The 24,089-nt window shown below is 67.8% G+C and carries 20 protein-coding genes and 2 pseudogenes; 13 read left to right on the top strand and 9 right to left on the bottom strand.

Translation table 11 applies throughout. The features are described 5' to 3' along the window. Positions 1 to 197 precede the first annotated feature (197 nt). Positions 198 to 647, top strand: coding sequence for a hypothetical protein (locus KBX37_RS15610; RefSeq protein ID WP_210776676.1), 450 nt, complete (start codon positions 198 to 200; stop codon positions 645 to 647). A gap of 8 nt (positions 648 to 655) precedes the next feature. Here the strand turns inward: KBX37_RS15610 and KBX37_RS15605 are convergent, their stop codons facing one another. Further along, entirely contained in the window at positions 656 to 1,009 is a 354-nt protein-coding gene (locus KBX37_RS15605) for a nitroreductase/quinone reductase family protein (RefSeq protein WP_210776675.1), read from the bottom strand. 125 nt (positions 1,010 to 1,134) lie between these two features. On the opposite strand from KBX37_RS15605, the gene KBX37_RS34505 reads away from it, so the two are divergent. After that, entirely contained in the window at positions 1,135 to 1,908 is a 774-nt protein-coding gene (locus KBX37_RS34505) for a sterol desaturase family protein (protein ID WP_210776674.1), read from the top strand. 152 nt (positions 1,909 to 2,060) lie between these two features. Continuing rightward, positions 2,061 to 4,214, top strand: coding sequence for an MMPL family transporter (locus KBX37_RS15595; protein ID WP_210776673.1), 2,154 nt, complete (start codon positions 2,061 to 2,063; stop codon positions 4,212 to 4,214). A gap of 144 nt (positions 4,215 to 4,358) precedes the next feature. Here KBX37_RS15595 and KBX37_RS15590 read toward each other — a convergent pair whose 3' ends face one another. The 3 genes from KBX37_RS15590 to KBX37_RS15580 form a co-directional block, all read right to left on the bottom strand. Next, entirely contained in the window at positions 4,359 to 5,804 is a 1,446-nt protein-coding gene (locus KBX37_RS15590) for a SagB family peptide dehydrogenase (RefSeq protein WP_210776672.1), read from the bottom strand. 169 nt (positions 5,805 to 5,973) lie between these two features. Further along, positions 5,974 to 7,413 carry a hypothetical protein gene (locus KBX37_RS15585; RefSeq protein WP_210776671.1) on the bottom strand — a complete coding sequence of 480 codons (1,440 nt, stop codon included), beginning with the start codon at positions 7,411 to 7,413 and terminating at the stop codon, positions 5,974 to 5,976. A 428-nt stretch (positions 7,414 to 7,841) separates the two neighbouring features. Further along, positions 7,842 to 10,916, bottom strand: a complete 3,075-nt coding sequence (locus tag KBX37_RS15580) for a DUF3427 domain-containing protein (RefSeq protein ID WP_210776670.1) — start codon at positions 10,914 to 10,916, stop codon at positions 7,842 to 7,844. A gap of 256 nt (positions 10,917 to 11,172) precedes the next feature. Here KBX37_RS15580 and KBX37_RS15575 point away from each other — a divergent pair, with 256 nt between their 5' ends. Then, positions 11,173 to 12,354 (top strand): DNA sulfur modification protein DndB, encoded by a 1,182-nt coding sequence (locus KBX37_RS15575; protein WP_210776669.1) that lies wholly within the window; start codon positions 11,173 to 11,175, stop codon positions 12,352 to 12,354. A 118-nt stretch (positions 12,355 to 12,472) separates the two neighbouring features. Here the strand turns inward: KBX37_RS15575 and KBX37_RS15570 are convergent, their stop codons facing one another. Next, complete coding sequence (locus KBX37_RS15570; protein ID WP_210776668.1) at positions 12,473 to 14,071, bottom strand: restriction endonuclease; 1,599 nt, start codon at positions 14,069 to 14,071, stop codon at positions 12,473 to 12,475. A 424-nt stretch (positions 14,072 to 14,495) separates the two neighbouring features. Here KBX37_RS15570 and KBX37_RS15565 point away from each other — a divergent pair. Together KBX37_RS15565 and KBX37_RS15560 are read left to right on the top strand one after the other, a co-directional pair. Continuing rightward, positions 14,496 to 14,768 (top strand): annotated as a pseudogene (locus KBX37_RS15565) (helicase); the annotation flags it as partial. A 182-nt stretch (positions 14,769 to 14,950) separates the two neighbouring features. After that, positions 14,951 to 17,974 (top strand): TrlF family AAA-like ATPase, encoded by a 3,024-nt coding sequence (locus KBX37_RS15560; RefSeq protein WP_210776667.1) that lies wholly within the window; start codon positions 14,951 to 14,953, stop codon positions 17,972 to 17,974. A 319-nt stretch (positions 17,975 to 18,293) separates the two neighbouring features. Here the strand turns inward: KBX37_RS15560 and KBX37_RS15550 are convergent, their stop codons facing one another. Both KBX37_RS15550 and KBX37_RS15545 read right to left on the bottom strand, forming a co-directional pair. Further along, entirely contained in the window at positions 18,294 to 18,506 is a 213-nt protein-coding gene (locus tag KBX37_RS15550; protein WP_210776666.1) for a hypothetical protein, read from the bottom strand. 33 nt (positions 18,507 to 18,539) lie between these two features. Next, positions 18,540 to 18,770, bottom strand: coding sequence for a winged helix-turn-helix domain-containing protein (locus tag KBX37_RS15545; protein WP_210776665.1), 231 nt, complete (start codon positions 18,768 to 18,770; stop codon positions 18,540 to 18,542). Between the two features lie 365 nt (positions 18,771 to 19,135). On the opposite strand from KBX37_RS15545, the gene KBX37_RS15540 reads away from it, so the two are divergent. The 4 genes and pseudogenes from KBX37_RS15540 to KBX37_RS15525 all read left to right on the top strand — a co-directional run bounded on the left by KBX37_RS15540 (position 19,136) and on the right by KBX37_RS15525 (position 20,250). Beyond that, the gene (locus tag KBX37_RS15540; RefSeq protein ID WP_210776664.1) at positions 19,136 to 19,381 is read left to right on the top strand and encodes a hypothetical protein; all 246 of its coding nucleotides are present in this window, start codon (positions 19,136 to 19,138) and stop codon (positions 19,379 to 19,381) included. After that, on the top strand, positions 19,378 to 19,641 hold the full coding sequence (locus tag KBX37_RS15535) for a DivIVA domain-containing protein (protein WP_210776663.1): 264 nt from the start codon (positions 19,378 to 19,380) through the stop codon (positions 19,639 to 19,641). Before KBX37_RS15540 ends, KBX37_RS15535 begins: the two co-directional genes overlap by 4 nt. Next, positions 19,638 to 19,871, top strand: a pseudogene (locus KBX37_RS15530) (hypothetical protein); the annotation flags it as partial. The gene KBX37_RS15535 and the pseudogene KBX37_RS15530, both read left to right, overlap by 4 nt. Before the next feature lie 169 nt (positions 19,872 to 20,040). Continuing rightward, positions 20,041 to 20,250 (top strand): hypothetical protein, encoded by a 210-nt coding sequence (locus KBX37_RS15525; RefSeq protein WP_210776661.1) that lies wholly within the window; start codon positions 20,041 to 20,043, stop codon positions 20,248 to 20,250. A 13-nt stretch (positions 20,251 to 20,263) separates the two neighbouring features. Here KBX37_RS15525 and KBX37_RS15520 read toward each other — a convergent pair whose 3' ends face one another. Both KBX37_RS15520 and KBX37_RS15515 read right to left on the bottom strand, forming a co-directional pair. Beyond that, entirely contained in the window at positions 20,264 to 21,070 is an 807-nt protein-coding gene (locus KBX37_RS15520) for an inositol monophosphatase family protein (RefSeq protein WP_210776660.1), read from the bottom strand. Beyond that, positions 21,067 to 22,119: a DUF5919 domain-containing protein gene (locus KBX37_RS15515; protein WP_247658124.1), complete on the bottom strand. Its 1,053-nt coding sequence runs from the start codon at positions 22,117 to 22,119 to the stop codon at positions 21,067 to 21,069. Before KBX37_RS15515 ends, KBX37_RS15520 begins: the two co-directional genes overlap by 4 nt. 203 nt (positions 22,120 to 22,322) lie before the next feature. Between KBX37_RS15515 and KBX37_RS15510 the strand changes: the two genes are divergently transcribed. Genes KBX37_RS15510 through KBX37_RS15500 form a run of 3 tightly spaced genes read left to right on the top strand, consistent with a single transcriptional unit; the run spans position 22,323 to position 24,042 of the window. Further along, positions 22,323 to 22,535 carry a hypothetical protein gene (locus tag KBX37_RS15510; RefSeq protein WP_210776659.1) on the top strand — a complete coding sequence of 71 codons (213 nt, stop codon included), beginning with the start codon at positions 22,323 to 22,325 and terminating at the stop codon, positions 22,533 to 22,535. Continuing rightward, positions 22,532 to 23,779: an FAD-binding oxidoreductase gene (locus KBX37_RS15505; protein ID WP_210776658.1), complete on the top strand. Its 1,248-nt coding sequence runs from the start codon at positions 22,532 to 22,534 to the stop codon at positions 23,777 to 23,779. The genes KBX37_RS15510 and KBX37_RS15505 overlap by 4 nt, the downstream gene beginning before the upstream one ends. Next, entirely contained in the window at positions 23,776 to 24,042 is a 267-nt protein-coding gene (locus KBX37_RS15500) for a DivIVA domain-containing protein (protein WP_210776657.1), read from the top strand. Before KBX37_RS15505 ends, KBX37_RS15500 begins: the two co-directional genes overlap by 4 nt. Positions 24,043 to 24,089: the final 47 nt, after the last annotated feature.

Raw genomic sequence — 24,089 nt, 5'->3', positions numbered from 1 at the left:
ACTCATGACGATACGTCTGGCCGGCCAGGCGGTCCGCTGGACCAACGCCACCGAACGCGAAGCCGCACTACGCATCGACGCCGAACGACTTATTGCAGCGTAACCACTCGGTTACCCGACGGTCTCTGAGAGGGGCGGGCGTCGGGGACTGCTCCGGGTGCGTACCCCTGGAGGTCACCGCCGCGCGCCTGACCACGGTGCGGATTCCCACCACGCGCGGCCCGGCGGCGGTCCCGGCCTGGGAGTACACCCTCAAGGGGACCGGGGTGCGGCTGACCCGGATCGCGGTCGCCCGCGCGGGTGCCGTCGTGGTGACGCCACCGGCCTGGGGTCCCGAGTACCCGCACGGCGGGCTGGCGATCGAGTCGGCGACCGGGAGCACGACGAGCCGGCGGCTGGTCGTCGCCTTCACCGGCTCCCCGGCCCCCGGGAGCCAGCCGTGCGGCGCCGACTACAGCGCGGAGGCCGCCGAGTCGGCCAACGCCGTCGTCGTGATCGTCATCGAGCACCGCCACGGCGACGACGAGTCGTGCGGAGATGTCGGAGCACGGCGCACCGCCGCGGCCGAGCTGGCGCGACCGCTGGGGGAGCGGGCGGTGCTCGAGGTGCAGCAGGGCCTGCCGGTCGCGCTGACGATCACCGGCTGACCCACGGGCTACGTGAGTGAGACCTGGACGGCGACGTCACGCTTCGGGTAGTGCTGGTCCACCTGATCCGAGCCGTACTTCTCGCGGAACATCTCCACCACGTGATCGACCCGGTCCGGTTCGGTGATCGGGGTCGCGGTCGAGCTCACCGCCGTCCCGTTGACGGCCAGCTGCACGAACGGTGTCTGCCGTACGTTCTTGTACCAGTCGCTGTCCGAGCCCGTTATCGGGACCAGGAAGGCGCTCTCCTCCTCCTGGACGAACCAGACGGGGTGGGTGATCTGCCGTCCGGTCTTTCGGCCGGTCACGGTCAGCTCGATCTCGCTGACGCCCTCAAGCGCTTCCCTGACGGCCTTGGTCACGGTGTCCTCCGTCAACGTCTCGAAGTGCTCCCGCCTGCCAGGCTATGGACGTTCGCGCCGGCCCGTTGCGGGATCCGCGAATCAGGTCGGTCCCGAGCCTCTCCGACGGGCGCATACTGAAGGACGTGGATGGTGTGCTCGACTGGGCGTGGCGACTCGATGTCGGCCAGGTGGTCGGGTTCGCCCTGCTCGAGAACATGGGTCTCTTCCTGATCGCCGTCGGCGTCGGCAACGCCATGCTGCGGCTTCCGACGGTCGTACGGCTGCTGCCCGACCCGGGCCGGATCAGCCGCCTGCAGCTCTGGCTCGCCAGCGGGGCGATCCTGATGAACTCCCTGGTCACCGTCGCCGGCTGGGCACTGTGGAAGGCCGGCATCATCCACCTGAACGCGGACCTGGGCCTCCGCGCCCTGGCCGATTTCGTCCTGCTGCTCCTGCTGATGGACCTGCTGATGTACGCCGGTCACGCGGTGGCGCACCGGCCCCGGCTCTTCCCGCTGGCCCACGCGCTGCACCACCGCTTCGTCGACGCCCAGCCCGCGACGCTGTACGCGCTGCATCCGCTGGAGATCCTCGGATTCGGTGGGCTCTGGCTGGCGGCGCTCGCCGCACACACGTTCTCGGTCTGGGCGATCGTCGCCTACACCGCGGTGAACCTCGTCTTCGGCATCTTCGGCCACCTCGGCGTGGAGGTGCTCCCGCCGGCAGCCCGGCGCAGCCCGGTGTTCCGCTGGGTCGCCACCCCGACCCTGCACGCCGGGCACCACGTCGAGCCGTCGGTCAACCTCGGCTTCTACACGTCGATCTGGGACCGGCTCTTCGGTACGCTCGCCGCCGACTACGACGAGCGCCGCCGGTCAACCGAGCCCGAGCCGTACGCGCTACCAGTTACGGGCTAACACGCCCCGCGCTCCCACGCGTCCGAAAAGGATTGCCCACCGTAGGTAGGATGCACACGGGGTAGCGAGGGCTGCCCGGCAGAGTGACGGGCGGGCGCCCGGAGGTGCCCCACGCCTCAGATATCGGTGGTGCCGAACAAACGGGGGAAACCATGTTCGAGCGGCTGGGCAGATTCGTCGTACGCAGGGCCTGGTGGGTGATTGCCGGCTGGGTGCTCGCGGCAGTCGCCATCGTCGTCACCACGCCGTCGTTGAGCGACATCACCTCCGCCGATCAGGGCAGCTTCCTGCCCCGCTCCTATGAGTCGGTGCAGGCCATCGAGCTCGCCAAGAGGACGTTTCCGCAGCAGGCCACGGCGACGGCGACCATCGTGGTCAAGCGCGCCGACGGGCAGCCGCTCACGCCGGCCGACGAGGCGAAGGTGGGCCAGCTCGCCCAGTCGCTCAAGGCCAAGAACATCTCGCACACGTCCGGCTACCTGACCGGCCCGCAGGCCGTCGCGCCGGACAAGTCGGTGCAGGTGGTGAACGTCGGGCTCGACGCGGTCGCCCCGGACGACCCGGCGCTGCTCGACGCCGTACGCGATCTGCGGGCGGCCATCGGTCCGGAGCTGGCGGGCAGCGGACTGACCGCGGGCGTGGCCGGCGACGTGGCGAGCTTCGTCGACAACGAGGACACCTTCAACCAGGCCTTCGCCGTGGTCGGCATCGCCACGATCATCCTGATCATCGGACTGATCCTGATCATCTTCCGCAGCCCCATTGCCGCGCTGCTGCCCGTGGTGGTCATCGGCGTGGTCATGGCCGTCACGAGCGGACTGGTCGCCGCGGCGGGTAAGGCGTTCGACCTCAACGTCAGCCAGGACCTGCAGACGGTGCTGCTGATCGTGCTGTTCGGCATCGGCACCGACTACATCCTGTTCCTGCTCTTCCGCTATCGCGAGCGGCTGCGTGCCGGGGACGACAAGCGCACCGCGATGATGGTCTCCGTCGAGCGGGTCGGCGAGGTCATCACGTCGGCCGCGGGAGCGGTCATCGTCGCCTTCCTCGTGCTGCTCCTCGCTTCCCTGGGCTTCTTCGGCTCGCTCGGCCCGGCGCTCGCGATCGCCGTCGGCGTCATGCTGGTCACCTCGCTCACGCTCATCCCGGCGATCGTCTCGTTGCTCGGCCGGTACGTCTTCTGGCCGTCCAAGGCGTGGCAGCGTGCCCCCAAGGCCACCATGGCGCGCCGCCTCGGGGCGGCCATCGGTCGCCGTCCGGCGCTCGTCGCGGCGGCATCCGGCGCCCTGCTGGTCGCGCTCGCCGCCGGATCCCTGGCCTACAAGGCCGACTACGACTTCAGCTCCGGCTTCCCCCAGGACACCGAGTCGGCGAAAGCGGCCGCAGACCTGCAGCGCGGGTTCGCCGCCGGCGCGCTCGCCCCGACCGAGGTCTACCTGACCACCTCCAACGGGTCGCCGCTGACCGAGCAACAGGTCAGCGACTTCGCGGCGGCCGCGGCCGGCGCCCCGGGAGTGGGCCGGGCGCAGCCCCCGGAGCGCAGCAACGACCCGAGTGTGGCCCGGGTCAACCTGTTGCTCGACGAAAACCCGGTCTCCAACGAGGCGATCACGCTCGTCCGCGACGAACTGCGCGACGCCCTGCACGCGGCAGCCCCACCCGGCACCCGGGCGGTGGTCGGCGGACCGACGGCGATCTTCGCGGACATCAACTCGGCGAACAACCGCGACCTGTCGGTGATCCTGCCGGTGGCGGCCGGCCTGATCGCGCTCATCCTCGCGCTGCTGCTGCGCAGCCTGGTCGCGCCGATCTACCTCGTGATAGCGGTGCTGCTCAACTTCGCCGCCACGCTGGGCGCCACGGTCTACCTCTTCCAAGGGCTGCAGGACAAGCCCGGGATCACCTTCCAGCTGCCGATCATCCTCTACCTCTTCGTGGTGGCGATCGGGACCGACTACAACATCCTGATGATCGCCCGACTGCGTGAGGAGGCGCGGGAGGGCAACGAGCCGCACGAGGCCGCAGCTATCGGAGTCGAACACGCCGGGCCGACGGTCGCGGCGGCGGGCCTGATCCTTGCCGGGACGTTCGGGGTGCTGATGCTCGCGCCGATCTCGTTCCTGCAGCAGATGGGCTTCGCGGTGGCGATCGGCATCGTGCTGTCGGCGTTCGTCATGTCGATGTTCTTCGTTCCGGCGCTGACCGCGCTGATCGGGCACAAGGCGTGGTGGCCGGGGCATGGGGACGAGCGGCCGGCCAGGGGACGGCACGCGTCGCCGGAGCCGGCGAGCGTGACGAAGGCGTAGCGCGAGTTTTCATCCCGGAGGATCTCGCCCTCCTCCGGGACGGGCTGACGCGCATCCTCGACGCGTACCGATTCAAGGTCGTCGAGGCGGTCGCCGACGGGCCGTCCGTGCTGCCGGCGCTCACCCGGCACCCAGCGGGACCCGTCAGCGGGTGAGCCGCCGGGGCCGGCCGGGCGGGCCGCCCGGCTTCGGCCGGTAGGCGGGTAGCCCGATGGCGATGGCGAGCATGCAGGCCGCACGGGTGTCGAACGCATCCGAGACGTCCTGGTCGCAGAACGTCAGGCCGGTGCCGCCGTGACCGAGGGTGAAGGCGGCCAGTTGCAGGCGGCCGGCAGCCACCCCCGCCTCGAACTGAGCGACCCGGTACCCGCGCTCGCCGTACCCGTCGAGCACCTGGTCGAGATCGGCGCAGGCGAAGTCGGTGTACGCCGAGTCGCCGCCGAGCGGCTGGTCGAGGCAGAGCCCCTGGCTCAACGTTCGTACCTCGGGCTCCGGCGCCGGCCGGCGCAGCTGCGGCGGGCCGTCGACCTGCTGGTACAGGCCCGGCTCCGTGCCGTGCACCGCGTGGACCGCGACCTCGTGGGAGAGCAGGGTGGTCCCGGTCGGGGTCGCGTCGGCGGGGACCGTTCGGGTCGCGACGGCCATCGCCCAGTGCAGCAGTTCGGCGGGGGCGACCTGGCGGCGCATGCGCCGAGTGGAGCCGCGGCGCAGGATGACCGACTCGATCGGCTCGCTGCCGGCCGCCACCGGTGCGTCGACGGTGTCGGTGGCGCGGGGCAGGCCCGCGACGGCGGCCGCCCGCCAGCGGGTCACGTCGTCGCCCGTGGTGAGCTCACCGGCCTGCTGCACCCGGATGACCAGCGGGAAGTCGACCGGCGCGGGGGAGAGCGGCGTCGGCGGGAACTGCGGCGGAGGGGGCTCGACCGGTTCGGCGGCGGCGGTCGCGGTGGGCCGGCCGCAGGTGATCACCGCCACCGGGAACTCCGTCACGCCGTCGACGCCGAGCAGGCGAGACACGGCGGCGTCGACGAAGCCCAGCCGTACCCGCACGGGCAGCCCGTGGCCTTCGGCGACGGCGAGCAGATTCGCCACCATCGTCCCGGCGTCCCAGTAGACGTGCCGCCAGCCCCGCTCGGCGTACTTCCACGCGGTGCGCCACGGGAGGCCGGTGACGACGAGGGCGAGCGGGCTGGCCGCGACGTCCGGGTCGGCGGCGGCGTCGGCCAGCGCCCGGCGGTGGTCCCCGGCCGCGAGTGCCTCCAGGCCGAACACCTCCGGCGCGAAGTGGTACAGCCCGGCGTCGAGCCCGGCCACCTCGCCGGCCACCGCGTACATCTCGAGGGGGTGAAGGTTGCCGGCGGAGGCGGCGGCCCGGAACCAGAGGTCGTCTCCGGCGGTTCGGGTGACGCCGGCCGAGTAGAACAGCAGCCGGGCGAGGAGTTCGCCGTCGATGGTCGGGTCGCTGGGCGGTACCCGTCCGGACAGGGTCACCGCGGCCGGCGCCCCGGTCGGCGGCAGGTCGCGGGGGAGGGGGTGCACCGGTGCCCCGAGGTGGCGTTTGAAGGGCTGGGGACGGTTACTCGGGTCCATCGGGACGAACCCCGGGACACCCGGCGGCCGGGCGTCGCGACACTGGTTCGTCTGTTGGTGGTAGAGCCGGGTCACCTCGCCGGTGCGCATCCGCCGCACATACCCGCCGGCACCCGCCGTATGCCCGAACGAGCGCGGTGCCGGGTCCCCCACCCGGCGCGCAGCCGTCTCAGTTCGGTGCTGCCGTCGGCGGCAGGTACACCTCCCAGCCGGAGGTGGTGAGGTCCGGTACCGGGATCCGGTGCCAGTCCCTGGCCCAGCCGGGCGGTGCGGAGTTCCTGACCACCAGGGCGAAGCGTCCGGTCGCCGCGGCCTGCCGCAGCTGCGCGGTGCTCGCGTTGCGGTTGTATCCCCGGTCCTCCAGCGCCCGGCACCCCGCGTAGTAGGCGATCGGGATGGCCTCGTGGCCGGAGATCACACACGGCGGTCGCACCCCGTGCGACCGCAGGGTCTGGACGAGGCGGGCCCAGTCGCCGCGACTGCGGACCTGCTCCGCCACGACGTGGTGCAGGATGCCGGCCTGGATGGCGAGGTGGCCGGCGAAGCCCACCGCCACCACGGCGGCGACGACCCGCCGCCGCTGACCGACGGCCGTGGAGAACAACGCGGCGAGCCCCGGGATGGTGCCGACCAGAGCAACGGCGTAGGTCGGCAGCAGGAACCGGGGTGCGGAGTATCCGATCAGGAACAGGTAGGGGAAGGCCATGGCGGCGGCGACCACGAATGGCAGCCAGGCCGTCCGTGCCACGCCCGCCCGGTGGGCCGCCCGGACAGCCAGTGGCACCAGCACCGCCAGCGCCAGCCACCACAGCACCGCCGGCCACCGCACCGGGCTGCCGCACGGGCGGCACAGGATCGGCCCGTCCAGGGTGCTGATCACGTGCCCGAGGGAGAACTGCAGCTTCGTGCCGCCCTGCACGTGACCGGCCTGACGGACGCGCTCCAGGAGCCCGCCGTAGCGCAGCTCGGCCTCGACCGCCCACGGTGCGCCGCCGAGCACGAGGCCCGCGACCACTGCCGCGGTCAGCCGCCACCGCCGGAACGCGGGCACCGCGACGGTGGCGGCGAGCAGCGGGAGCCCGAGCCAGAAGGCGTCGGCCGGACGCATCAGGGCGGCCACGGCCAGGGCGGCGACGAGCCCGAGGTACGCCCCGGGCCGGGCTGGCTCGGCCACGGCCAGCAGGAAACACCCGACCGCTGTCACCGCCGCCATCGCCGTGTAGTGGTTGGGCATTGCGGCGTTCGCGTAGAACAGGGCGGTCCAGAGGCTCGCGTACAGCCCGGCGGCGATCGCGACGGTGCCGGGCCGCCGGGACACTCGCGACCACACCCAGAACGCCAGCCCGAGCGACGCCGTCGCGGTGACGGTGAGGAACAGCCGGAGGGCGACGGTGGAATCGAGCCAGGACGCCACGGGCCACACCAGCAGGGTCACGCCCCGGGCGCGCGGTGCGCTCATGAATGCCGGCGGCGCATGGTTGCCGTGCTGGCTCACATAGACGACCTCGTCCCAGCCGAGGTCGAGACTGGCCGGCACCGCGACCAGCGACGCGGCGGCGAAGATCACGCACACCGCGACCAGGGGTCGCGCGCCGGACCGGGATGTCACGGATGCGCACCTCGCTCGACGAGTCACGCCAGGCCGCGCCCAGCGAGGCGGGTGGGGATTGCCCGAGCAGTCCTCACTTTAGTGGGAAACGGGACCTACTGGGTCTTATCCGCGAGTCCTGGGTCTTCTCCGCGAATCGGCCGTCGGTCAGACCTTGATCGGTCCGTAAGCCGGTGATCTGCTCGGGGGAGCCGATGCCGAGTGGGGCACGGCGCTCTCGGGCGTCACGTGAATCAAGGGCCGCAAACAGCCAGTAGGTCCCCGACCGGAGACCGGCGACGCGCTGCGGGCCCGGCTCACCGCTCGCTGGAACCGGTGGCGCTGAGCCGGAAGGCGAGGAGGGCCAGCAGCGGCTTGTGCGTGCCGCCGGCCGTTCTGCTGATGCAGGCGCAGCGAGGTCAGCCGGTCCAGAACTTCCTAGCGGATGCTCATGCGGCGATGGCCCGGGCGGCGGCGTACGTGTCGGCGGGGAGCGGGTGGTGCAGCCGCCAGAGGATCCGCATCGGCCGGTCGCCGGTGTGCTCCTGGTACGTCATTGGCCCGGCGTACAGGTACGGCGGCGCGCCCAGGTCGCGGTCGGCCACCTTGCTCTCCCGAACGAAGAGGTGCACCGTCGACCCGCGCTCGGCGTGCTGGATGTAGCGCTGTCCGGTCCCCGACGCCGACGACGTGGTGCTCTGCGACTCCCACTGGAACAGGCTGTCGGTGATGGCCCGGTCGGCGTACATCGTCGTGGGGGAGTAGTGCTCCTCGGACTTAACCAGAGTGACGAAGAAGAGGTCGGACTGCTCGTCCGGCAGCCACTTCACGCCTTCGCGCAGCGACCCCGGGTTCGCCATCCCGAAGGCCGCGCACGCCTCGTTGCGGCTGTAGCGCGCGTGCACCCGCAGCGGCACCCGCGCCGACTCCGGCTTCACCGTGACCCGGTGGATGCGGTCTCGCAGCACCTCGGCGACCTGGCGCATCTCCGTGCAGCGCGCTGGCTCCGCCCAGAGCCGCTTGAGCCGGGCATCGCGCTCGGTCAGCGGCACCGACGGCCCCCAGAGACTGAAGTGCAGCATGTCCAGCAGCCGTCCGCCGCCCGTGTGTTCGCCGCTCGCGACCCGAGCCAGCAGGTCCAGCCGGTCCACGTCGTCGATGTGGAGCATCCGCCCGATGGCCCGTCCGAGCTCGCGGTCGTCCGGCCCGGCGGTCGAGGTGTCGATGCCCGCCAGGCGCCGCAGCCCGGCCCACCCGCCGATGCTCGCCGACCGGTAGACGTCCTCGATCTCCAGACCGCTCTCCCGCAGGAACTCGGCCAGGCTCACGTCCCCGAGCTGCCGCAGCTCCGCCACCAGGCCGTTCTTCGAGGTCGGCAGGGCCGACTTCAGGTTGGCGAGCACGACCTCCTTCGCCACCCGGTCCAGCTCGACGTGGCAGCCGCTCGGTAGCGACGGGAAGCCATCCCGCACGGCCGCCTCGACGGCCCGACGGCTCACCCCGGTCAGCGCCCGCCAGCGCAGGTCGAACCGGAAGTTGGCGTTCTGGCCGCCGATGAAATCGAGCACGGTCAGGCAGGGCTTGTCGTCGTCCAGGCGCAGACCACGACCGAGCTGCTGCAGGAAGATCGTGGCGCTCTCGGTGGGCCGCAGCATGAGGATCGTGTCGACCATCGGCAGGTCGACGCCCTCGTTGAACAGGTCGACAGTAAAGAGCACCCGCAGCTCACGGTTGCGGAACGCGGTTAGCAGGGCCTGCCGACCCGCGGCGTCGACCCGCGAGGTCACCGCCGCCGATGGTACGCCGTGCTTGGTGAACCAGTCCGCCATGAACTCGGCGTGCCCGATGCTTACGCAGAAGCCGAGCGCCCGCATCCGCCCTACGTCGGCGGTGTCGCGGACCGCCCGCAGGATCATCCGGGCCCGGGCGTGGTTGCCGGTGTAGACGTCGTCCAGCTCGGCCGGGTCGTACCCCTGCCCGCGCTTCCACCGCAGCTGCGACAGGTCGACGTCGTCATGCAGCCCGAAATACTGGAACGGCGCCAGCAGCTGCCGCTCCAACGCCTCCCACAGGTGCAGCTCCACGGAGGCGCGGCCGTCGAACCACCGGCGCACGTCGCCGCCGTCGCTCCGGTCGGGGGTCGCCGTCAGCCCCAGCAGTACGCGCGGCCGCAGCCGCTCCAGCAGCCGCGCGTACGTCGGCGCCTCGGCGTGGTGGAACTCGTCCACGATCACCATGTCGTACGCCTCGGGGTCGATTTCGTGCCGGTGCAGCGACTGGATCGAGGCGAAGACGTACTTCCAGCCCTTTGGCCTATCGCCGCCGACGAGGGTCTCGCCAAAGCTCCCGTCTCCCATCACCTGCCGGAACACCGAGCGGCTCTGCCGCAGAATCTGCTCCTGATGGGCGACGAACAGCAGCGAGTCGACGTGGCCTGCCTTGCGCAGCCGCCGGTAGTCCAGGCCGGCCACCACGGTCTTGCCGGTGCCGGTCGCCATCACCACCAGGTTCCGCCAGCGGCCGTGTACGAGCCGCTCGGCGTCCAGGTCGTCGAGGATTTCCTGCTGGTACGGGAACGGCCGGACGTCCAGGTTCGCGATCTCGGTTGGCGCCTCGTCGGGGCGCTCGCCGCGCAGCGCGATGCGCAGCCGCTCGGCATCCTTTGCCGGGTCGTACGCCTCGAAGGCCGAGTCGTTCCAGTAGTCGGTGAACGTCGCATCGAAGGTGTCGATGACGTGCGGCTGCTCAAGGTTGGAGATCCTGACGTTCCACTCCACGCCGTCCACCAGCGCGGCCTTGGACAGGTTCGACGAGCCGACGTACGCGGTGGTGGTGCCGTTGGTGCGGCGGAACAGCCACGCTTTGGCGTGCAGCCGAGTGGTCCTGGTCTCGTACGAGACCTTGATCTCGGCGCCCAGCTCGGCGAGCCGGTCGAGGGCCCGCTGGTCGGTGGCGCCCATGTATGTCGTGGTGATGACCCGCAGCCGGCCGCCGCGGGCGATCAGGTCGCGGATCGCGGGCTCGACGATGCGCAGGCCGTGCCACTTGATGAATGCGCAGAGCAGGTCGACCTCGTCGGCGGAGGCCATCTCGTGGGTGACCTCGTGGCCGATGCGTGGCTGATGGCGACCGTTAACCAACAGGGCGCCGGTGGAGAGCGGGGTGGTGGGGCGTGTCGGGAACGTGGCGGTGGCGGGCGGCGCCGGCGGGGCCGCGATGGCGTGGAGCAGGTGCTTGGCGTCGGCGACCTGGTCGTCGGCACCGACCGCGCGCGGCTCGACCGCCGCGATGCTCTCGGCGATCCGGTTGGCCACCTCGACCTGCCGGGCGAGCTTGTCGTCGCCGCCGGGCACTGCGAGCAGCGCCCGGCGGGCGAGGGTCGCGATGTGCCGGGCGAGGACGTCATGCGCTTCGGCCGGGTCGAGCTTGTCGTGCTGGACCAGGGCGGGGTCGAGGTGCTGGAGCCGTTCGGCGATTTGCTGGGTGATCAGGTGCTCGTAGATACCCTGCTCAAGATCCGTCACCCCGTGAAGCTAACCAGCCGACAACCCACTGCGCTGCCCCGTGGGATCCATCTGCGGTTACCCGGGCTCTGGATGGTTCGCCACTTGCTTCCTTCTCACGCTGTCCCCGCTGCCCGCGGCTCGCAAAACCTCAGAAGCGGGAGCGAAATTTCGGATGAACAGCTCCCGCAGTTGAAGAAACCCCAACTGCGGGGTTGCTGGACCAATGAACCCATGCGTAGTGTGAGCGCGTAACCCAGCTGATGGAGGTATGAAGGTGACTTTTGTGGTATCGGAGGGCGTTCCCATCCAGCTGATGCCGTTCCGCCCCTACGCGGCAGTGGGCGTGATGACCTGGGGCACGCTCTTGACTCTTGTGCCGGACCCGGTCAGGGAGGAGAACGCGACCGCGCTCCGGAGCGATCGCAAGCTGCGTGAACACGCGGAGCTCCGGTCTGAAGTGCAGCGTCTGCTGAAGGGGACGGCGAAGGGCAAGAACGTCAAGCCGTATGCGGCCTACATCGCTGCAGGGCTTCGCGGCGAACTCAATAAGGCATGGTCGTCGCCTCCCATCTGCCTGTGGTCCTCTCGCACCCTGGAACCGGTAGACGGGGTGGCGTCGCTACCTCTAGGGGTCCCCATCGTGGCCATTGATGGTGAGACGCAGGTCGCAGCGATGCACGCGATCATGAATGATCCAGCAGCGTTCGACCTGGACGAGGCGACGATCGGCAAGACGCCAGTGGCCTTCGAGATCTACTGGAATATCACCACTAGCGATGCCCGGCAGATCTTCCATGATCGCAATCTGTTCGGGGTATCGGTTGCCAAGACCCTTGCGCTTTCGATGGACCAGCGCGACTTCGGCACCACCATCGCTCAGCGCGTTTTGTCGATTACCGAGGTCTCGGTCGGTGGCAAGACTGAAAGCTTTAGTCACTTCGTAAATTCGCGCAAACGACAGCTGGGACAAAGCGATTCGGAGTGGATGACCCTCTCCGCACTCCGCTCCCTCTGTGTAACGGTCCTCCTCGGTAAGCCGGGCATCGAGGCGACATCAGGCACGATCGAAAAGGCGGATCTGCCCGGCCTCGATCCGCAGACAGCACTCAATGAGGTTTCTACCGCTGTCTCTAATCTCGTGCGAACCTTCTCGGATGACCTTGCCACAAGGTCTGCCTTGACGGCGCCCGCGGTGCTCGCCGGTGTCGGTGCAGCCGCCCACCGAACGACCAGCTGGACGAGGGAAGAGCCGCGGCTCACGAGTGAACAACTCCACTCACTCCTTCGCCAGGTTCGATGGGAGCGTGAAGAGAAGTACTGGGAGGGCGTGGCAGCTAAGCGGACCGCGAGTGGAGGCCTCTCGTTCGCTGGCGGCGCGAAGGATTCGGGTCACCGCGTCTGCGATGCCATCATTAACCCAGACTCTGAACTCGGCAAGCGTATCCGGGGTCGGTAGCAAGGAAGGCGCGAAATGCGTCGGCCCCTTGTCCTACGACTACCCGTCCTGGCCGTCTGGCGAGGGCGGGTAGCTTGCTGCGGGCGCGGTCGGGTGGGGGATTTGGTTCGGTCATGGATCAGTCCAATTCACTAGGATCGATCCGGGCCTTCACCTCCGCGTGCTCGGCCAGCAGATAGAGCAGGTTGGAGCCATCGATCAGCTCCAGGGGTTTGCCGGAGGCGAACTCGTAGGAGGCCGGGCCGTAGCCGCTCGTGGTCACGAGGATGCCCTTGGACGCACCCTCGTTCTGCAGAGTGCCGAAGAGGTCACGGACCGAGGACACGTCGACCGTGTTGCGGTACCGCTTGGCCTGGATGACGACCTTGCCACCGAAGATCGGCCGAGGATCGAAGGCGACGCAGTCGACACCACCGTCCCGTGACGGGCGCGTCTGCTTGGTGTCCAGGCCCATCTTGGCGAAGAGGTTCTGGATCAGGCTCTCGAACTCCGTCGGCGTGAGCTTGAGCAGGTTGGGCCGCTGGTCGAGGTCGGCCAGCACGTCGACCTCGTCGACGAACCGCTTGTCGACCATGTCGAACTCCAGCACCGGCCGCACCGGCGCCAACTCCGCAGGACGCTTCGACACCGAGGCGTTGAGGTGCTGAAGGCAGGCGAGGGGTTCGACGAGGTTCAGATTCAGGTCGGTGAAGACGTCGCGGGTGGTCCGCAGTGTCACCAGGCACGGCTGGACGGCGGCGCCGGTCCGAGGATCGGTCGTGTCGACGATGCCGTTGAAGACGACCGTCTCCACCAGCCCGGAACGGTCGGCCTCGAACAACTCGTGCACTGTCCGCAGCGTGACCTGGGCGACGAGGTTCGCGTACCGTTCCTTGATCTCCTTGACGGGGCGGGCGGCGGTGGTGACCTCGTCCCGCGCCTTGACGTAGCGGTACTCCCGCACGGCGGGAACCACGTCCAGCGTCGGCAAGTGGTACTCCACCACCAGCTGACGAGACTCCGGGACGTAGGCCAGGCGATAGCGCTGCGGGAAGTCGTCGGGGTAGACCGAGTTGCCCAGCACCATGCCGAAGTACTCCACCACTGCGGCCGGGTCGGCGGCGGCCACGGCACCTGCGAACCGGTCGATCTCGGCGTTGTGCGCGCTGATCTCGGCGTCGAGTTTGGCGCAGTGCTGCTGATAGCTCTGGTAGGCGCCCGACAGGCGCCGTTGGCGATCGGCTTCGGCGGCGGCATGCTGAGCCTGAGCCTGCCCGAATGCCTCCTGCGCTCCTGCGAGCTGCTGCTGATACCTGGCCTGCCCGCCGAACATCTTGCCCAGGCCGCTGGGGGCAGGAGGCTCGAGGGCCCGCCAATCCGGCGGTGGGAGGGGAGTGCCGAGGGCCCCAGGGTTGAATGGTGGATGCGTCACCGACTTCCGCAGGCGTCGAAAGTCAATGTGGTCGTCGACGTCGAGGGTCGCCGCCAGGAGGTTGTCCAGCTCCTCGAGGTGGGCCTGGAGATCGGAGTTGTCCGCCGCCACCTCGGCGAGGCGCGCTTCGACATACAGCCGTTTCCGCTCCCGCTCGTCGGCGGCACTCGCGCGCTGTGCCGCCTTCATGGCACGCTCCGCTTCGCGGCGCAGTTGCTGATGATGCCGGTACGCCGCGGCTTGAGCCTGCTTCTGGGCGCGTACCTGTCGCGCGTGCGCCCGCTGCATCTCCTTGAGGATGCCCACGTCAGTCCTTGAGTCGCGAGGGATGCGGAGCCGACACCATAGCCAGCGATCGACCAGCCCGACACCCTGCGCAACTCCGGGCTGACGGCCTGGCCGCCAGTTGATGACCGTCTTGCCCTAGCTGAGGTTGCTTTCGATGTCAGATCCAAGACACATCGACCATCAATCGATGGAACGTGTGAAGTGGGCGTCCGCCGCCTGGCTGAGGCACCGGGCGAAACCTCAAGCTGCCGGCGGAAGCAAGACCTTGCCCCTGAGCTGGGCTAACCCTGCCCAGCCCGTCGGTCGTTGCCTTAGGCAATTCTGGCGGTCAAGGCCCTTGACAAGGCGCAACAGTCCAATGCCTGGCATCTGAACGGCCAAACACTCGGGGTCCCGCCGGCAGGACTCTTCCCGGTAGTGTCCGGGGACGCCTTGTGGGGAGGTGGGGTCGGTGCTTGCTGGGTTGGAAGTACCGCCCGCGGTTGAAGCGGAGCGGGTGATCACGGCCGTGCTGGCAGACCTGCGCTCTGGCAGCCATCGTGGGGTGGTGGTCGACTCGCCGCCCGGGGCCGGCAAGTCGACCCTGGTGGTGCGTACCGCCGTCGAACTGGCCGCCACCGGCGAGCCGCTGGTCACAATTGCGCAGACCAACGAGCAGGTCGACGACCTGATCGACCGCCTGGCGCGCAAGGCGCCCGAGCTACGCATCGGCCGACGGCAAAGTAGCGCTCCCGCTGGTCCCCAAACTCCCGTTCCGGGACTTGAAGGTGCTACAAGCAAACCGGCTGCAATCAGTCACCGAGGTTAGTCGAAGGCAAGTCATTTGCGACGGGTTGCGGGCACTCGGTGACCTGCCAACCCCGGCGGTAGTGGGCACGAGTGGGGGGAGCTTCAGAAATGTACAACCGCGGAGCCGAATGGCGGAAATGGGATTTACACGTCCATACGCCTGACTCGATTCGGCACAACTATTCCGGTGCTGATCCATGGGACAGATTTCTGACAGAACTTACTCAGCTCCCCCCGGAAGTAACCGTTCTTGGGATTAACGATTACTGGTTCTTGGATGGCTACAGACGGGTTCGCGCTGAGTTTGAAAGCGGGCGTTTGCCGAACATCGATGAAGTCTTCCCTGTCGTCGAGGTTCGCACCGAAAACTTTGGTGGAGTTGACGGGAAGCTGAGGCGCATCAACTTACACTTTATCTGCGACCCCGCGTTATCGGCAGATGTAATTGAACGACAGCTGATTGCTTCGCTCAAGCCTACGTATCGCCTTAAGAGCGACGACCCGTATGAGACATGGAGCCAAGTGGTAACTCGTGAATCACTCTCTGACCTCGGAGGGAGTATCAAGAGTCAAGCGCCACCGGCCGAATTGCATAAGTATGGTTCCGATTTAATCGAAGGTTTCAACAACGTTTGCGTATCTTTCCATGACTCTGTGAGATCCGTGCGCGAGAATAGCGCACTATCTGACCACGTACTTATTGCCGTAGGCAAGACGGAATGGGCAGCGCTGAAGTGGAACGACCAGTCAATTGCTACAAAGAAGACTCTACTAAACTCGGCCGACGTCGTTTTCACGGCGGCCGGAAGTCGCGAAGAGTTCGCAAAATCATGCAATGCCCTTCGGGAGGCTAAGGTAAACTCCCGGCTATTAGATTGCAGCGACGCGCACACGTGGAAGGATGCGGAAGAAAAGGACCGATTGGGCAATACGCTAACATGGATCAATGCTGACCCCGTCTTCAAGGGTTTGCAGCACGCCATCCAAGAGTACGATCACCGCGTTACGGTAGATCCTCGCCCTGTGATTCTGGAAAGACGCGCAACTCGACCTACAACTGTGATCGACAAGGTTGTTATCCGTCCGAACCCGGCAACTAACGCCGACCATCGGCTCTTCAACTGTGACGTGGCGCTAAATCCGGGTTTTGTTGTTATTTTGGGCAACAAAGGGCAAGGCAAGTCGGCTCTGTTGGACATTATCGCGGCCGCAGCCAACAGTGATCGATACGAGGATTACTCCTTCTTGACTCCGGCAAGGTTCCGGCGCAAAAGCGGAGAAGCACAGCATTACGAATCAGAGATAACGTGGGCAGATGGTCATACTGCCACCGTCCGTTTGAGTGAACCATTCACTTCCAAAGAGCCAGTAAGGGTGGACTACCTACCCCAATCTCTTATCGAGAGAGTGTGCCTAGCCGATCCCTATAGTAAGCAGGAGCGGCAGTTTGAGGCAGAAATTGAGCGTGTAGTATTCGGCCACATCTCTCCGGGTGATCGCGGTAATGCCACCTCTCTGAAACAGTTTCTCTTGGAGCGTTCGGGAGAGGCGTATCACGACCTTGGTGGGGCTAGAGCGAAGATCGCAGAAGCGGCCAGGCAGTTGATGCATTATGAGGACCGAAGGGCAGAGCTTGAGGGCCTTGATCTAGACGCTCGCCTCCAAATGTTGAGGCTTCAGGTAGCTGAAATTGAGCAGGAGCTGACGGTGCGCGAAGGCGAGTTGGTGGCGCTTCGTACAGCGGCAGGCGCTGAGGATCTGCAAGCTGAGCTTGACGGCTTGAAGGAGACTCGAGAAACACTGGTTGAACAGAAGAGGCTCAAACTTCAGGATATTCGCGAGCACGAGAGTAGCATCGAGGACGTATTTCGTTTAGAGTCGAAATTTTTGGAACACCTGGAAACCGCGCTTGCCACGGCTCAAGAGCTATCCCGAAGGATGGGATTAGGGGAAACCGCTCTCTTTAGTGTTGATTTTCGCGATGAGGAGATCGAGGATTGGCGCGCAAGGGAAAGTAAGGCGGTGCATGACGCACGTAACGCAGTTACTGATCCTTCAAATGGAGTCGACGTCCGCATAGAAGGGGTCGAATCGAAGATCCGCGAAATCAGCCACGAGCTGCAGCAGCGAGCTCAGGGTTCGGAAGATCTCTCGAGGAGCGTCGACGATCTCGCTCAACGTCGAGAGCACCTGCTCGGCGATGTCGCCAACCCCAACTCCTTGCGGGGAGTCGAAGCGCTTGCTGACGAACTCCGTGGAATTCCAGCTGAGGATAAGCGCGCCCGGGACGCGCTCAAAGCAGCGTTCTTCGAAGCTCACAATGCTGCGATGTCAATATTTGCAATCCAGAGGGCAGCCTATGCTGACGCGACTAACTTCGTCTCGACGCATGATCTTGCTAACCAAGTCGGTCTTGAATTCGCAGTCGAGTTGCGCGTAAAGGGCTTTACGTCATCGTGGAGCGATATAGTGAACAAGCAGCGCCTGTCGGATCTTCATGAGGTATTTGAGTCGCCAGGTAAAGAGAGCATCCTTGAAGGTGTAAACCTTGCTTCTGCGGATGAGCTGTTTTTGGCTCTCCTGCACCTACAAGACCGCATTGGTCGCGAAAAAGGCCAAAAAGCTGGAGCTGTTCGACGACTGTCATCTGTAGTTCGTTCCAGCTATTCTGTCTCTGATTTGCTGGCGGCTCTTTATGATCTCAAATGGCTTGAAGGTGAGTATGTGATTCGATCGTTTAGGGCCGAGCTATCCGAACTTTCTCCCGGACAGCGAGGCTTGGTGTTGCTTATGTTCTATCTGCTGATAGATAAGTCCGATAGGCCTTTGCTGTTGGATCAGCCTGAAGAGAACCTCGACAATCAGACCGTTAGGGAGTTACTTATTCCTGCGTTGCGTGCCGCAGTCGAGCGTCGCCAGGTTGTCGTTGTTACGCACAACCCAAATCTGGCCGTCGTTGGGGATGCTGACCAACTCGTAGTGGCTGCGCTGAATAGTGGCGCCTTCTCATATGAGTCAGGGTCGCTTGCTCAAAGGTCGATCGGCACCCAGTCAATCGACGTACTTGAGGGCACGAGAGCGGCTTTTGATAATCGAGAAGAAAAGTACGATAGAGTAGTCGGTCGGACGTAAGTGCCCGAACTTACTGACGGGTTGGCTAAGGCAATAGATCATCTCCCAGCCATCGCTGCGGCTTCCGCCTGCTCTATCAAGCCCAGTACTTCGTTCGCCAGGCGGGCGCGACAGTGAGGGTCACGGATGAGTCATGGTGGTCGCTCGCGCCATCCCAGCGGGGGGCAATCGCGCCCGCCTCACGGGCGATTGCCACGCCCGTGGTCATGTCCCAGGTGTGGTTTGACAGGGTGAGCGCCGCGTCGATCCTGCGGCGAGCTACGCCAGGTCAAGCGCTGCCGTGCCGGTCATTCGCACTCGCTGCACTGGAGCCGGGCTGTCAGCGCAAGCCACCTAGCCGGTTCCTGGGCGCCGCGTCCGCACCGACGGCGTGATCGCCGATCGCGACGATGGCCTTGCCCGGACTGCTGGTGCCGCTGACCGTGATCGGCTTCCCGTTCGCCTGCGCGCTGTCGCCCTTAGTGGCGGTGTACCGGCCGCCGAGGAAGGGCAGAGCAGCTCTGCGTTCGAGGTAGCTGACCGAAGCAGCCATGAGCCCGGAGGCGCTCGCGCGCCACCCTTCGGATTATCTGCCGGCTCGATCGGCGACGAAGACGCCGCGGCCGGGTGCGCCAACGACGATTCCGCGATCGCGCAAGAGGGCGATCGCGCGAGCCGCCGTCGAGAAGGAGACGGAGTAGAGGTCGGCGAGCTGCGAGTACGACGGCAACTTGGCGCCGGGCTCGTACTCGCCAGTGCTGATCCTTTCCGCGATGTCGGCGGCGATGTCGGTATAGCTGAGCGGGATCGGGGACACGTAGATCCTTTCGGGCTGGCACCTCAGTCCGATCCTCTCACCTCGTCCTCGTGGTTGACCTATAGCGCCTAGTGACATAGGTTGCCCTTGAGTCGATCGGGTTGGCACCAGAACGGCTCGTCCGGGCACCTATGCCCGATCAGTGCCGGGGCGGCGCGGCGACGCTGCCCCGGCACGCGAAGCAAGCGCGCCGCGTCCACCGGCGCACCCAGCGACACGTGTGGCAGAAGGAAGAACCGCCGCGGCACCGGTCGCGGCGCATCAGCAGGCCCGGGGTGGGTGCTGGGCTCCGGTCGGTACGGACGCGCGGTTGCACCGACCGACCCCGCCCGCCTCGGCGCCGCAACAGCCGTTTAAGGAGGGCCATGGACTCGATCGAAGAGATCCTCGGCGAACTACCCTTACCGCCCTACGTCACGGTCGAAGACATCGGCTTCGCCGTCAAGGCGGTCACCGTGCAATTCGCCGAGCAGGGGCCCGACGGTCCGCGGTGTCGCAACGACCGTGCACCCAACCCTTGTCGGCTGCGCCGCTGGGGCCGCCGCCAACGCGGCCTCACCAACCGACAGATCCGCGCGCTGATCGACGAGCAGAAGGCGCCGCAGCGATGATCTACGTGACCGGGGAACGCCTGCACCCGCATCACGCCCGCGTTGCCTCCTTCGACACCCGCTGGCGCGGCCTCGACCCCGCCCAGGTGCACGACTACCTCAACCGAGTAGCCGACGAACTCGAACGCCTGCACCGCGAGCTGACCACGGCAAACACCGAGGCGGAACGCATACGCCAAGCGCTGCGGCAGTGGCAGTCCCGGCACACCAGCTGCCGCCAGACAGATCCAGGTTCACCGAACAGCCGGTGGCAACGATGACCTCACCCCGCTGGATCATCCACCTTCCCACCACCCTGGCCAGCCTCGACGGGGCCATCACCCTCGCCGTGGCCCTGCGCGACTCGCTCGGCCACGTCACCGCCATCGACTTCGGCGAGACCACCCTCAGCGAGGAGGATCGCCAGTTCCTGCGTAGCCGAGTCTGGTGCGACGCCAAGCTCGACGGGGTCGACCGCTGCCGACGTCGCGATGAGCACGACGGCCCGTGCGTGGCCATGGATGAGGGCCCACCCCGGTAGCCTCCAGGGATGCCCGACGCCACCCACGACGACCTGCTGGCCGGCTTCACGGCTCCCCAGCCGTACACCATGGAGGCCGGCGCCGGCGCTCCCCGCGCACCCGGCGTGCACGTTGTCCTCGATGGCGGCGTGGTCATCTATGTCGGTCGGACCAGGCGGGGTCTGCGGCATCGCCTCCGGCAGCACCCCACCCGGCGACAGCGAGTCGTCGGTGCTGCACGAGCAGGTCGGCCAGGAGCTCGACAAGCTCGGTCCCGTGGCATCGACCAAGGACATCGCCGGCTGGCTCGGTCGGTGCGAGGTCCGCTGGCAGGAAACCGACAACCCGGAGGGCAGGAAGGAAGCCTAGACCGTCGGGCGGATCACTGAACGACCTCGACCGTCGAGGCCGCCTTTCGGTAGGTAGCGAGCATAGCCCCGGCGAGCGCAGGAGTTGCCGCGAGCGTGACGGCGGAGCTGACGTCGTGGTCGGCACCGTCTTGATCGATGACAGCGGCTCCCGATTCCCGCGCAATGACGACCCCGGCCGCCATGTCCCACGCATGATTGGACAAGGTCAGCGCCGCGTCGAGCCGGCCCTCCGCCAGCCATGCCAAATCGAGTGCTGCGCTCCCAGTCATGCGTACGCGCTGTACTTCGGCGGCGAGCTGGGCGGTTAGGGCGAGGCGCAACCGGTTTCTTGCCTCGGCGTCCGAACCTACGGCGTAGTCCCCGATGGCAACGATCGCCATGCCAAGATCCCTGGTGCTGCTGGCCCTGATCTCCTGTCCGTTCGCGGCGGCGCCATCGCCCTTGGCCGCGGTGTACCGCGATGCCAGGAAGGGCAAATCGATAACGCCGAGTACGGCCTCGCTCCTGTGGACGAGCGCGAGCGAGACGGCGCACAAGGGCAGACGCCGAACGAAGTTCGCCGTGCCGTCGATCGGATCGAGGACCCACTGCATATCAGTCGAGCCCGTAAACCCTTCCTCCTCGCCGAGGAATCCGATCTCAGGCGTTTCAGCGCTCAGGAACGCCCGCAGGTCGCGTTCGATCGCGAAGTCCAGCTCCGAGGCGAAGTCGCGGTCGCCCTTCACCGTCAACGCGCCTGGGGACCGGTGCCGCATCGCCTCCGCGGCGCGATTCACGGCCTCGACTGCGATCGGCAGCAGCTCCCGGTATTCGCTCACAGCCGCCGCCCGCGCTGCCACTGCGACTCGAAGACCTGCTCGAACACCGGGTACAGCCCAGTGCCTTGCGGGTCTCGGCGGATGACGAAGGCGGGGGAGTCCACTCCACGGCTCTCCGTCAGGTAGGGCTGCGCCACACACAGATCGTCCACGAGCACGATATTGAAGCGAAGCGTCTCGTCGTACGTCGCCAACCCCATGCTGTCCTGGAGGTCGGCGGGAAGCCGGTCGCGGACCCGAAGCAGCGTCTCGACGTTGAGCTTGGTCAGCGCCGACAGTTGCCCGGGCGCGAAGCCTTCCTCCACCTCCCGAGCCTGGATAGCGGAGCCGGCGGGGTCGAGGAACAGGCAGCGAACGTGGGCACCGTTTTCCAGCAGACCGTTCCAGCGCCGGTCGGCGTAGTCCTGGCAGAGCATGTTGAGGGACAGGCCGACCGCCCGAATGTCCTGGGCGCCGTCGAGGAGCTGGTCAGCCGGAAGGCGCGCGGAGAGCTGAGACCGGCTGGGGTAGACCGCCGTCAGGCCGGCGAGGCCATCAGAGGCTGGCGGGACTGGGCCCTCGCTCAGCGCATCGAGCGCGAGCATCACATCCCCCGGTGGCGTCTCGCTGGTCTCCCAACGCAGCACCACCTCGGCGCTGGGTCGCCAGCCGAGGGGCGAGGCCAGCACATCGGCGAAGCTGTCAGGGCTCAGCCCGGCAGCGGCCCGGACCACACCCACCCGCTGACGCGCCACCGCCCCCAGGTCCGACCGAGTCGCGCCGGCCGGCGGCAGTGCCTCGCCGACGTGGAGCGCCGCGACGAACCGGTCGCGAACGTCAGTGCCCGCCTTGCCTAGCGCCGTGTCGAGTGCGGCCTGCATCTCCGGACGCGGACGAACGCCATCCTGCCCGGCCTCCCACTTTGACACGGTCCGCTCAGCAACGCCCAGGTGCGCCGAGAAGTCCCGGATGCTCATCCGTAGGGCTTGGCGCAGCGCTCGTGTTTCCCGGCCGGTCCACCGGTGCACGGTCGTCATCGTGCCGCCTTCGATCACGTCGAGATCGGTCATTGGGCAGCCTAGCGCCGGCAGGTGCAGTGCAGTTACCGCGGAGGTGCATTCCGTGGTCATGTTGCCTTCCCGGCCGCCTGACCAGGGTGGATGCATGGCCCGGGGCGGGTGCCGGGCTCCGGCCGCGTCGACCCGAACGACGACGACCGTCCCCGCCCGCCCCGGCGCCACTCCACGCACCACGACGCCGGAGGCGCCCACCCATGTCCGCCGTACTCGCCGATTTCCCCGTCCTCACCCCGGTCACCGACGAGGACCTGCTCCTCGCCGCACGGGCGGTCCGCGTCCACGTCCCGGAGAGCTGGCCGCACGGCCTGCTCTGCCGCAGCGAACGCGTTCCGTACCCGTGCCGCCTGGCCCGCTGGGGCCGCGCCACCCTCGCCGCCGCCGGCCTCACCGAGGAGGAGATGGCGTGACCGAGTCGGAGGTACGCGAGGCGGTCGCCCACTGGCTGAGCCTGCTCGCGGCGGACGCGGAGCTGTCCCCGTACCTGATCGGGGTGAACCGGGACCGGCTGACGGCGCACCTGGCGCGGTCGCTCACCACCGCGCCCGGCGGCGGAGCTTTGCTCGACGGGTGGGGCGGCCTGGGCTGGTCCGAGGCGCAGCACCGGCGAGCACTTAACTACCTGGCTCGGCTGTGGGAAGAGCGTGGTGAGCCGACAGCCGCAATTCCGGCCGCGAGCGCCGACCAGTTCTGGGCGGCGGTGGAGGACCGCTGCCCGGGCCTACTGCCGGAGCGGGAGGCACCCCTGGTCCACGCCGCGCTGGACCGCCTCATGACCGGTGGCGACGACCGCGCCCGGCGGTTGGCGCTGCTGGCGGTGCTCGGCCGCGCGTACCGTCACTATGGCCTGCGCCCGACGCACGCCGCGACCCTCCAAGAGGCGTTGGGAACCAGCAAAGGGTGGACAAAGGCGTGGCGGCTGGTCGAGTGGGCCGCCGCGCGGATGGGCGACGGCCCGGCCTGGTGGCCGGCCGAGGTGCTCGACCACGACCGGGCCTGCGACGGCGTCGCCATCCTCACGGTACGGCCGTGGCGGCGGCTGCCGCATCGGCCCGGCCAGGCGGTGCCGGTCTGCACGCCGCGCCGGCCCGGCCGGTGGCGCTGGTACTGCCCGGCGAACGCGCCGCGCCCGGACGGCACCGTCGAGCTGCACGTCCGCGCGGTCCCCGCCGGCGCCGTCTCCACCAGCCTGGTCCACGAGGTGAGCCCCGGAGAGCTGCTCCACCTCGGTCCGCCCATGGACACTGGCCTGCACCTGAGCGACGAGCGGGACCTGCTCCTGGTTGCGGGCGGCACCGGGCTGGCGCCGCTGCGCGCCCTGATCGAGCAGGTCGCCGCCGCCCCGGACGGCCGGCGGGTGACCCTGGTCGTCGGGGCCCGCACGGTCGCCGACCTGTACGACGCGGTCAGCCTCGACAAGCTCCAGTGCGCCCACGACTGGCTGCGGATCGTGCCCGTGTTCTCCCACGATCCCCTCGCCGAGCCGGGGGAACGGGGCGACGCGCTCACCGTCGCCCTCGACCACCTGCGCCCCGACCGGGAGGTGTACGTGTGCGGGCCGCCGCCGATGCTGGCCGGGTCGCGGCTGCGACTGCTCGCCGCCGGGGTGCCGGCGGAGCGGATCCACCTGCCGGAACGGATCCCGTGGCGATGACCGTCTACCGCAGCCGGCACGCCCTGCGCGGCCCGCTCACCCCGGACCGGATCGCCGCGCTCCGGCTGCCGACCGCCCGGCGCGGCTACCGGACCGAGGATGTCGACGCGCTGCTGCACCGGCTCGCCTTCGAGTTGCATCGCATGATCCGCGAGCGGGACGAGGCGTACGCGGAGGCCCAGCGCGTCAAGGACGCCCTGCGGGCCTGGCAGGCCGACCGAGCACGCCGTGACGCTGACCGCCGCACCGGAGCACGACCGTGACCGCGGTGCCTGCACCTGGCGGTCGAGGGAGGCGATGTCGCGCGTTC

Source organism: Micromonospora sp. U56 (assembly GCF_018070095.1).
Classification (GTDB): Bacteria; Actinomycetota; Actinomycetes; order Mycobacteriales; family Micromonosporaceae; genus Micromonospora; species Micromonospora purpureochromogenes.
Note: the sequence above shows the minus strand (reverse complement) of the source record. Positions and strands in the feature narration are given on the sequence as shown.

Excerpts from the sequence above, each read along its gene's own strand:
- KBX37_RS15595 (WP_210776673.1), top strand. The coding sequence starts at position 2,061 with ATGTTCGAGCGGCTGGGCAGATTCGTCGTACGCAGGGCCTGGTGGGTG.
- KBX37_RS15590 (WP_210776672.1), bottom strand. The coding sequence starts at position 5,804 with ATGGACCCGAGTAACCGTCCCCAGCCCTTCAAACGCCACCTCGGGGCA.
- KBX37_RS15560 (WP_210776667.1), top strand. The coding sequence starts at position 14,951 with ATGTACAACCGCGGAGCCGAATGGCGGAAATGGGATTTACACGTCCAT.
- KBX37_RS15550 (WP_210776666.1), bottom strand. The coding sequence starts at position 18,506 with ATGGCTGCTTCGGTCAGCTACCTCGAACGCAGAGCTGCTCTGCCCTTC.
- KBX37_RS15540 (WP_210776664.1), top strand. The coding sequence starts at position 19,136 with ATGGACTCGATCGAAGAGATCCTCGGCGAACTACCCTTACCGCCCTAC.
- KBX37_RS15535 (WP_210776663.1), top strand. The coding sequence starts at position 19,378 with ATGATCTACGTGACCGGGGAACGCCTGCACCCGCATCACGCCCGCGTT.
- KBX37_RS15525 (WP_210776661.1), top strand. The coding sequence starts at position 20,041 with ATGTCGGTCGGACCAGGCGGGGTCTGCGGCATCGCCTCCGGCAGCACC.
- KBX37_RS15515 (WP_247658124.1), bottom strand. The coding sequence starts at position 22,119 with ATGACCGATCTCGACGTGATCGAAGGCGGCACGATGACGACCGTGCAC.
- KBX37_RS15510 (WP_210776659.1), top strand. The coding sequence starts at position 22,323 with ATGTCCGCCGTACTCGCCGATTTCCCCGTCCTCACCCCGGTCACCGAC.
- KBX37_RS15500 (WP_210776657.1), top strand. The coding sequence starts at position 23,776 with ATGACCGTCTACCGCAGCCGGCACGCCCTGCGCGGCCCGCTCACCCCG.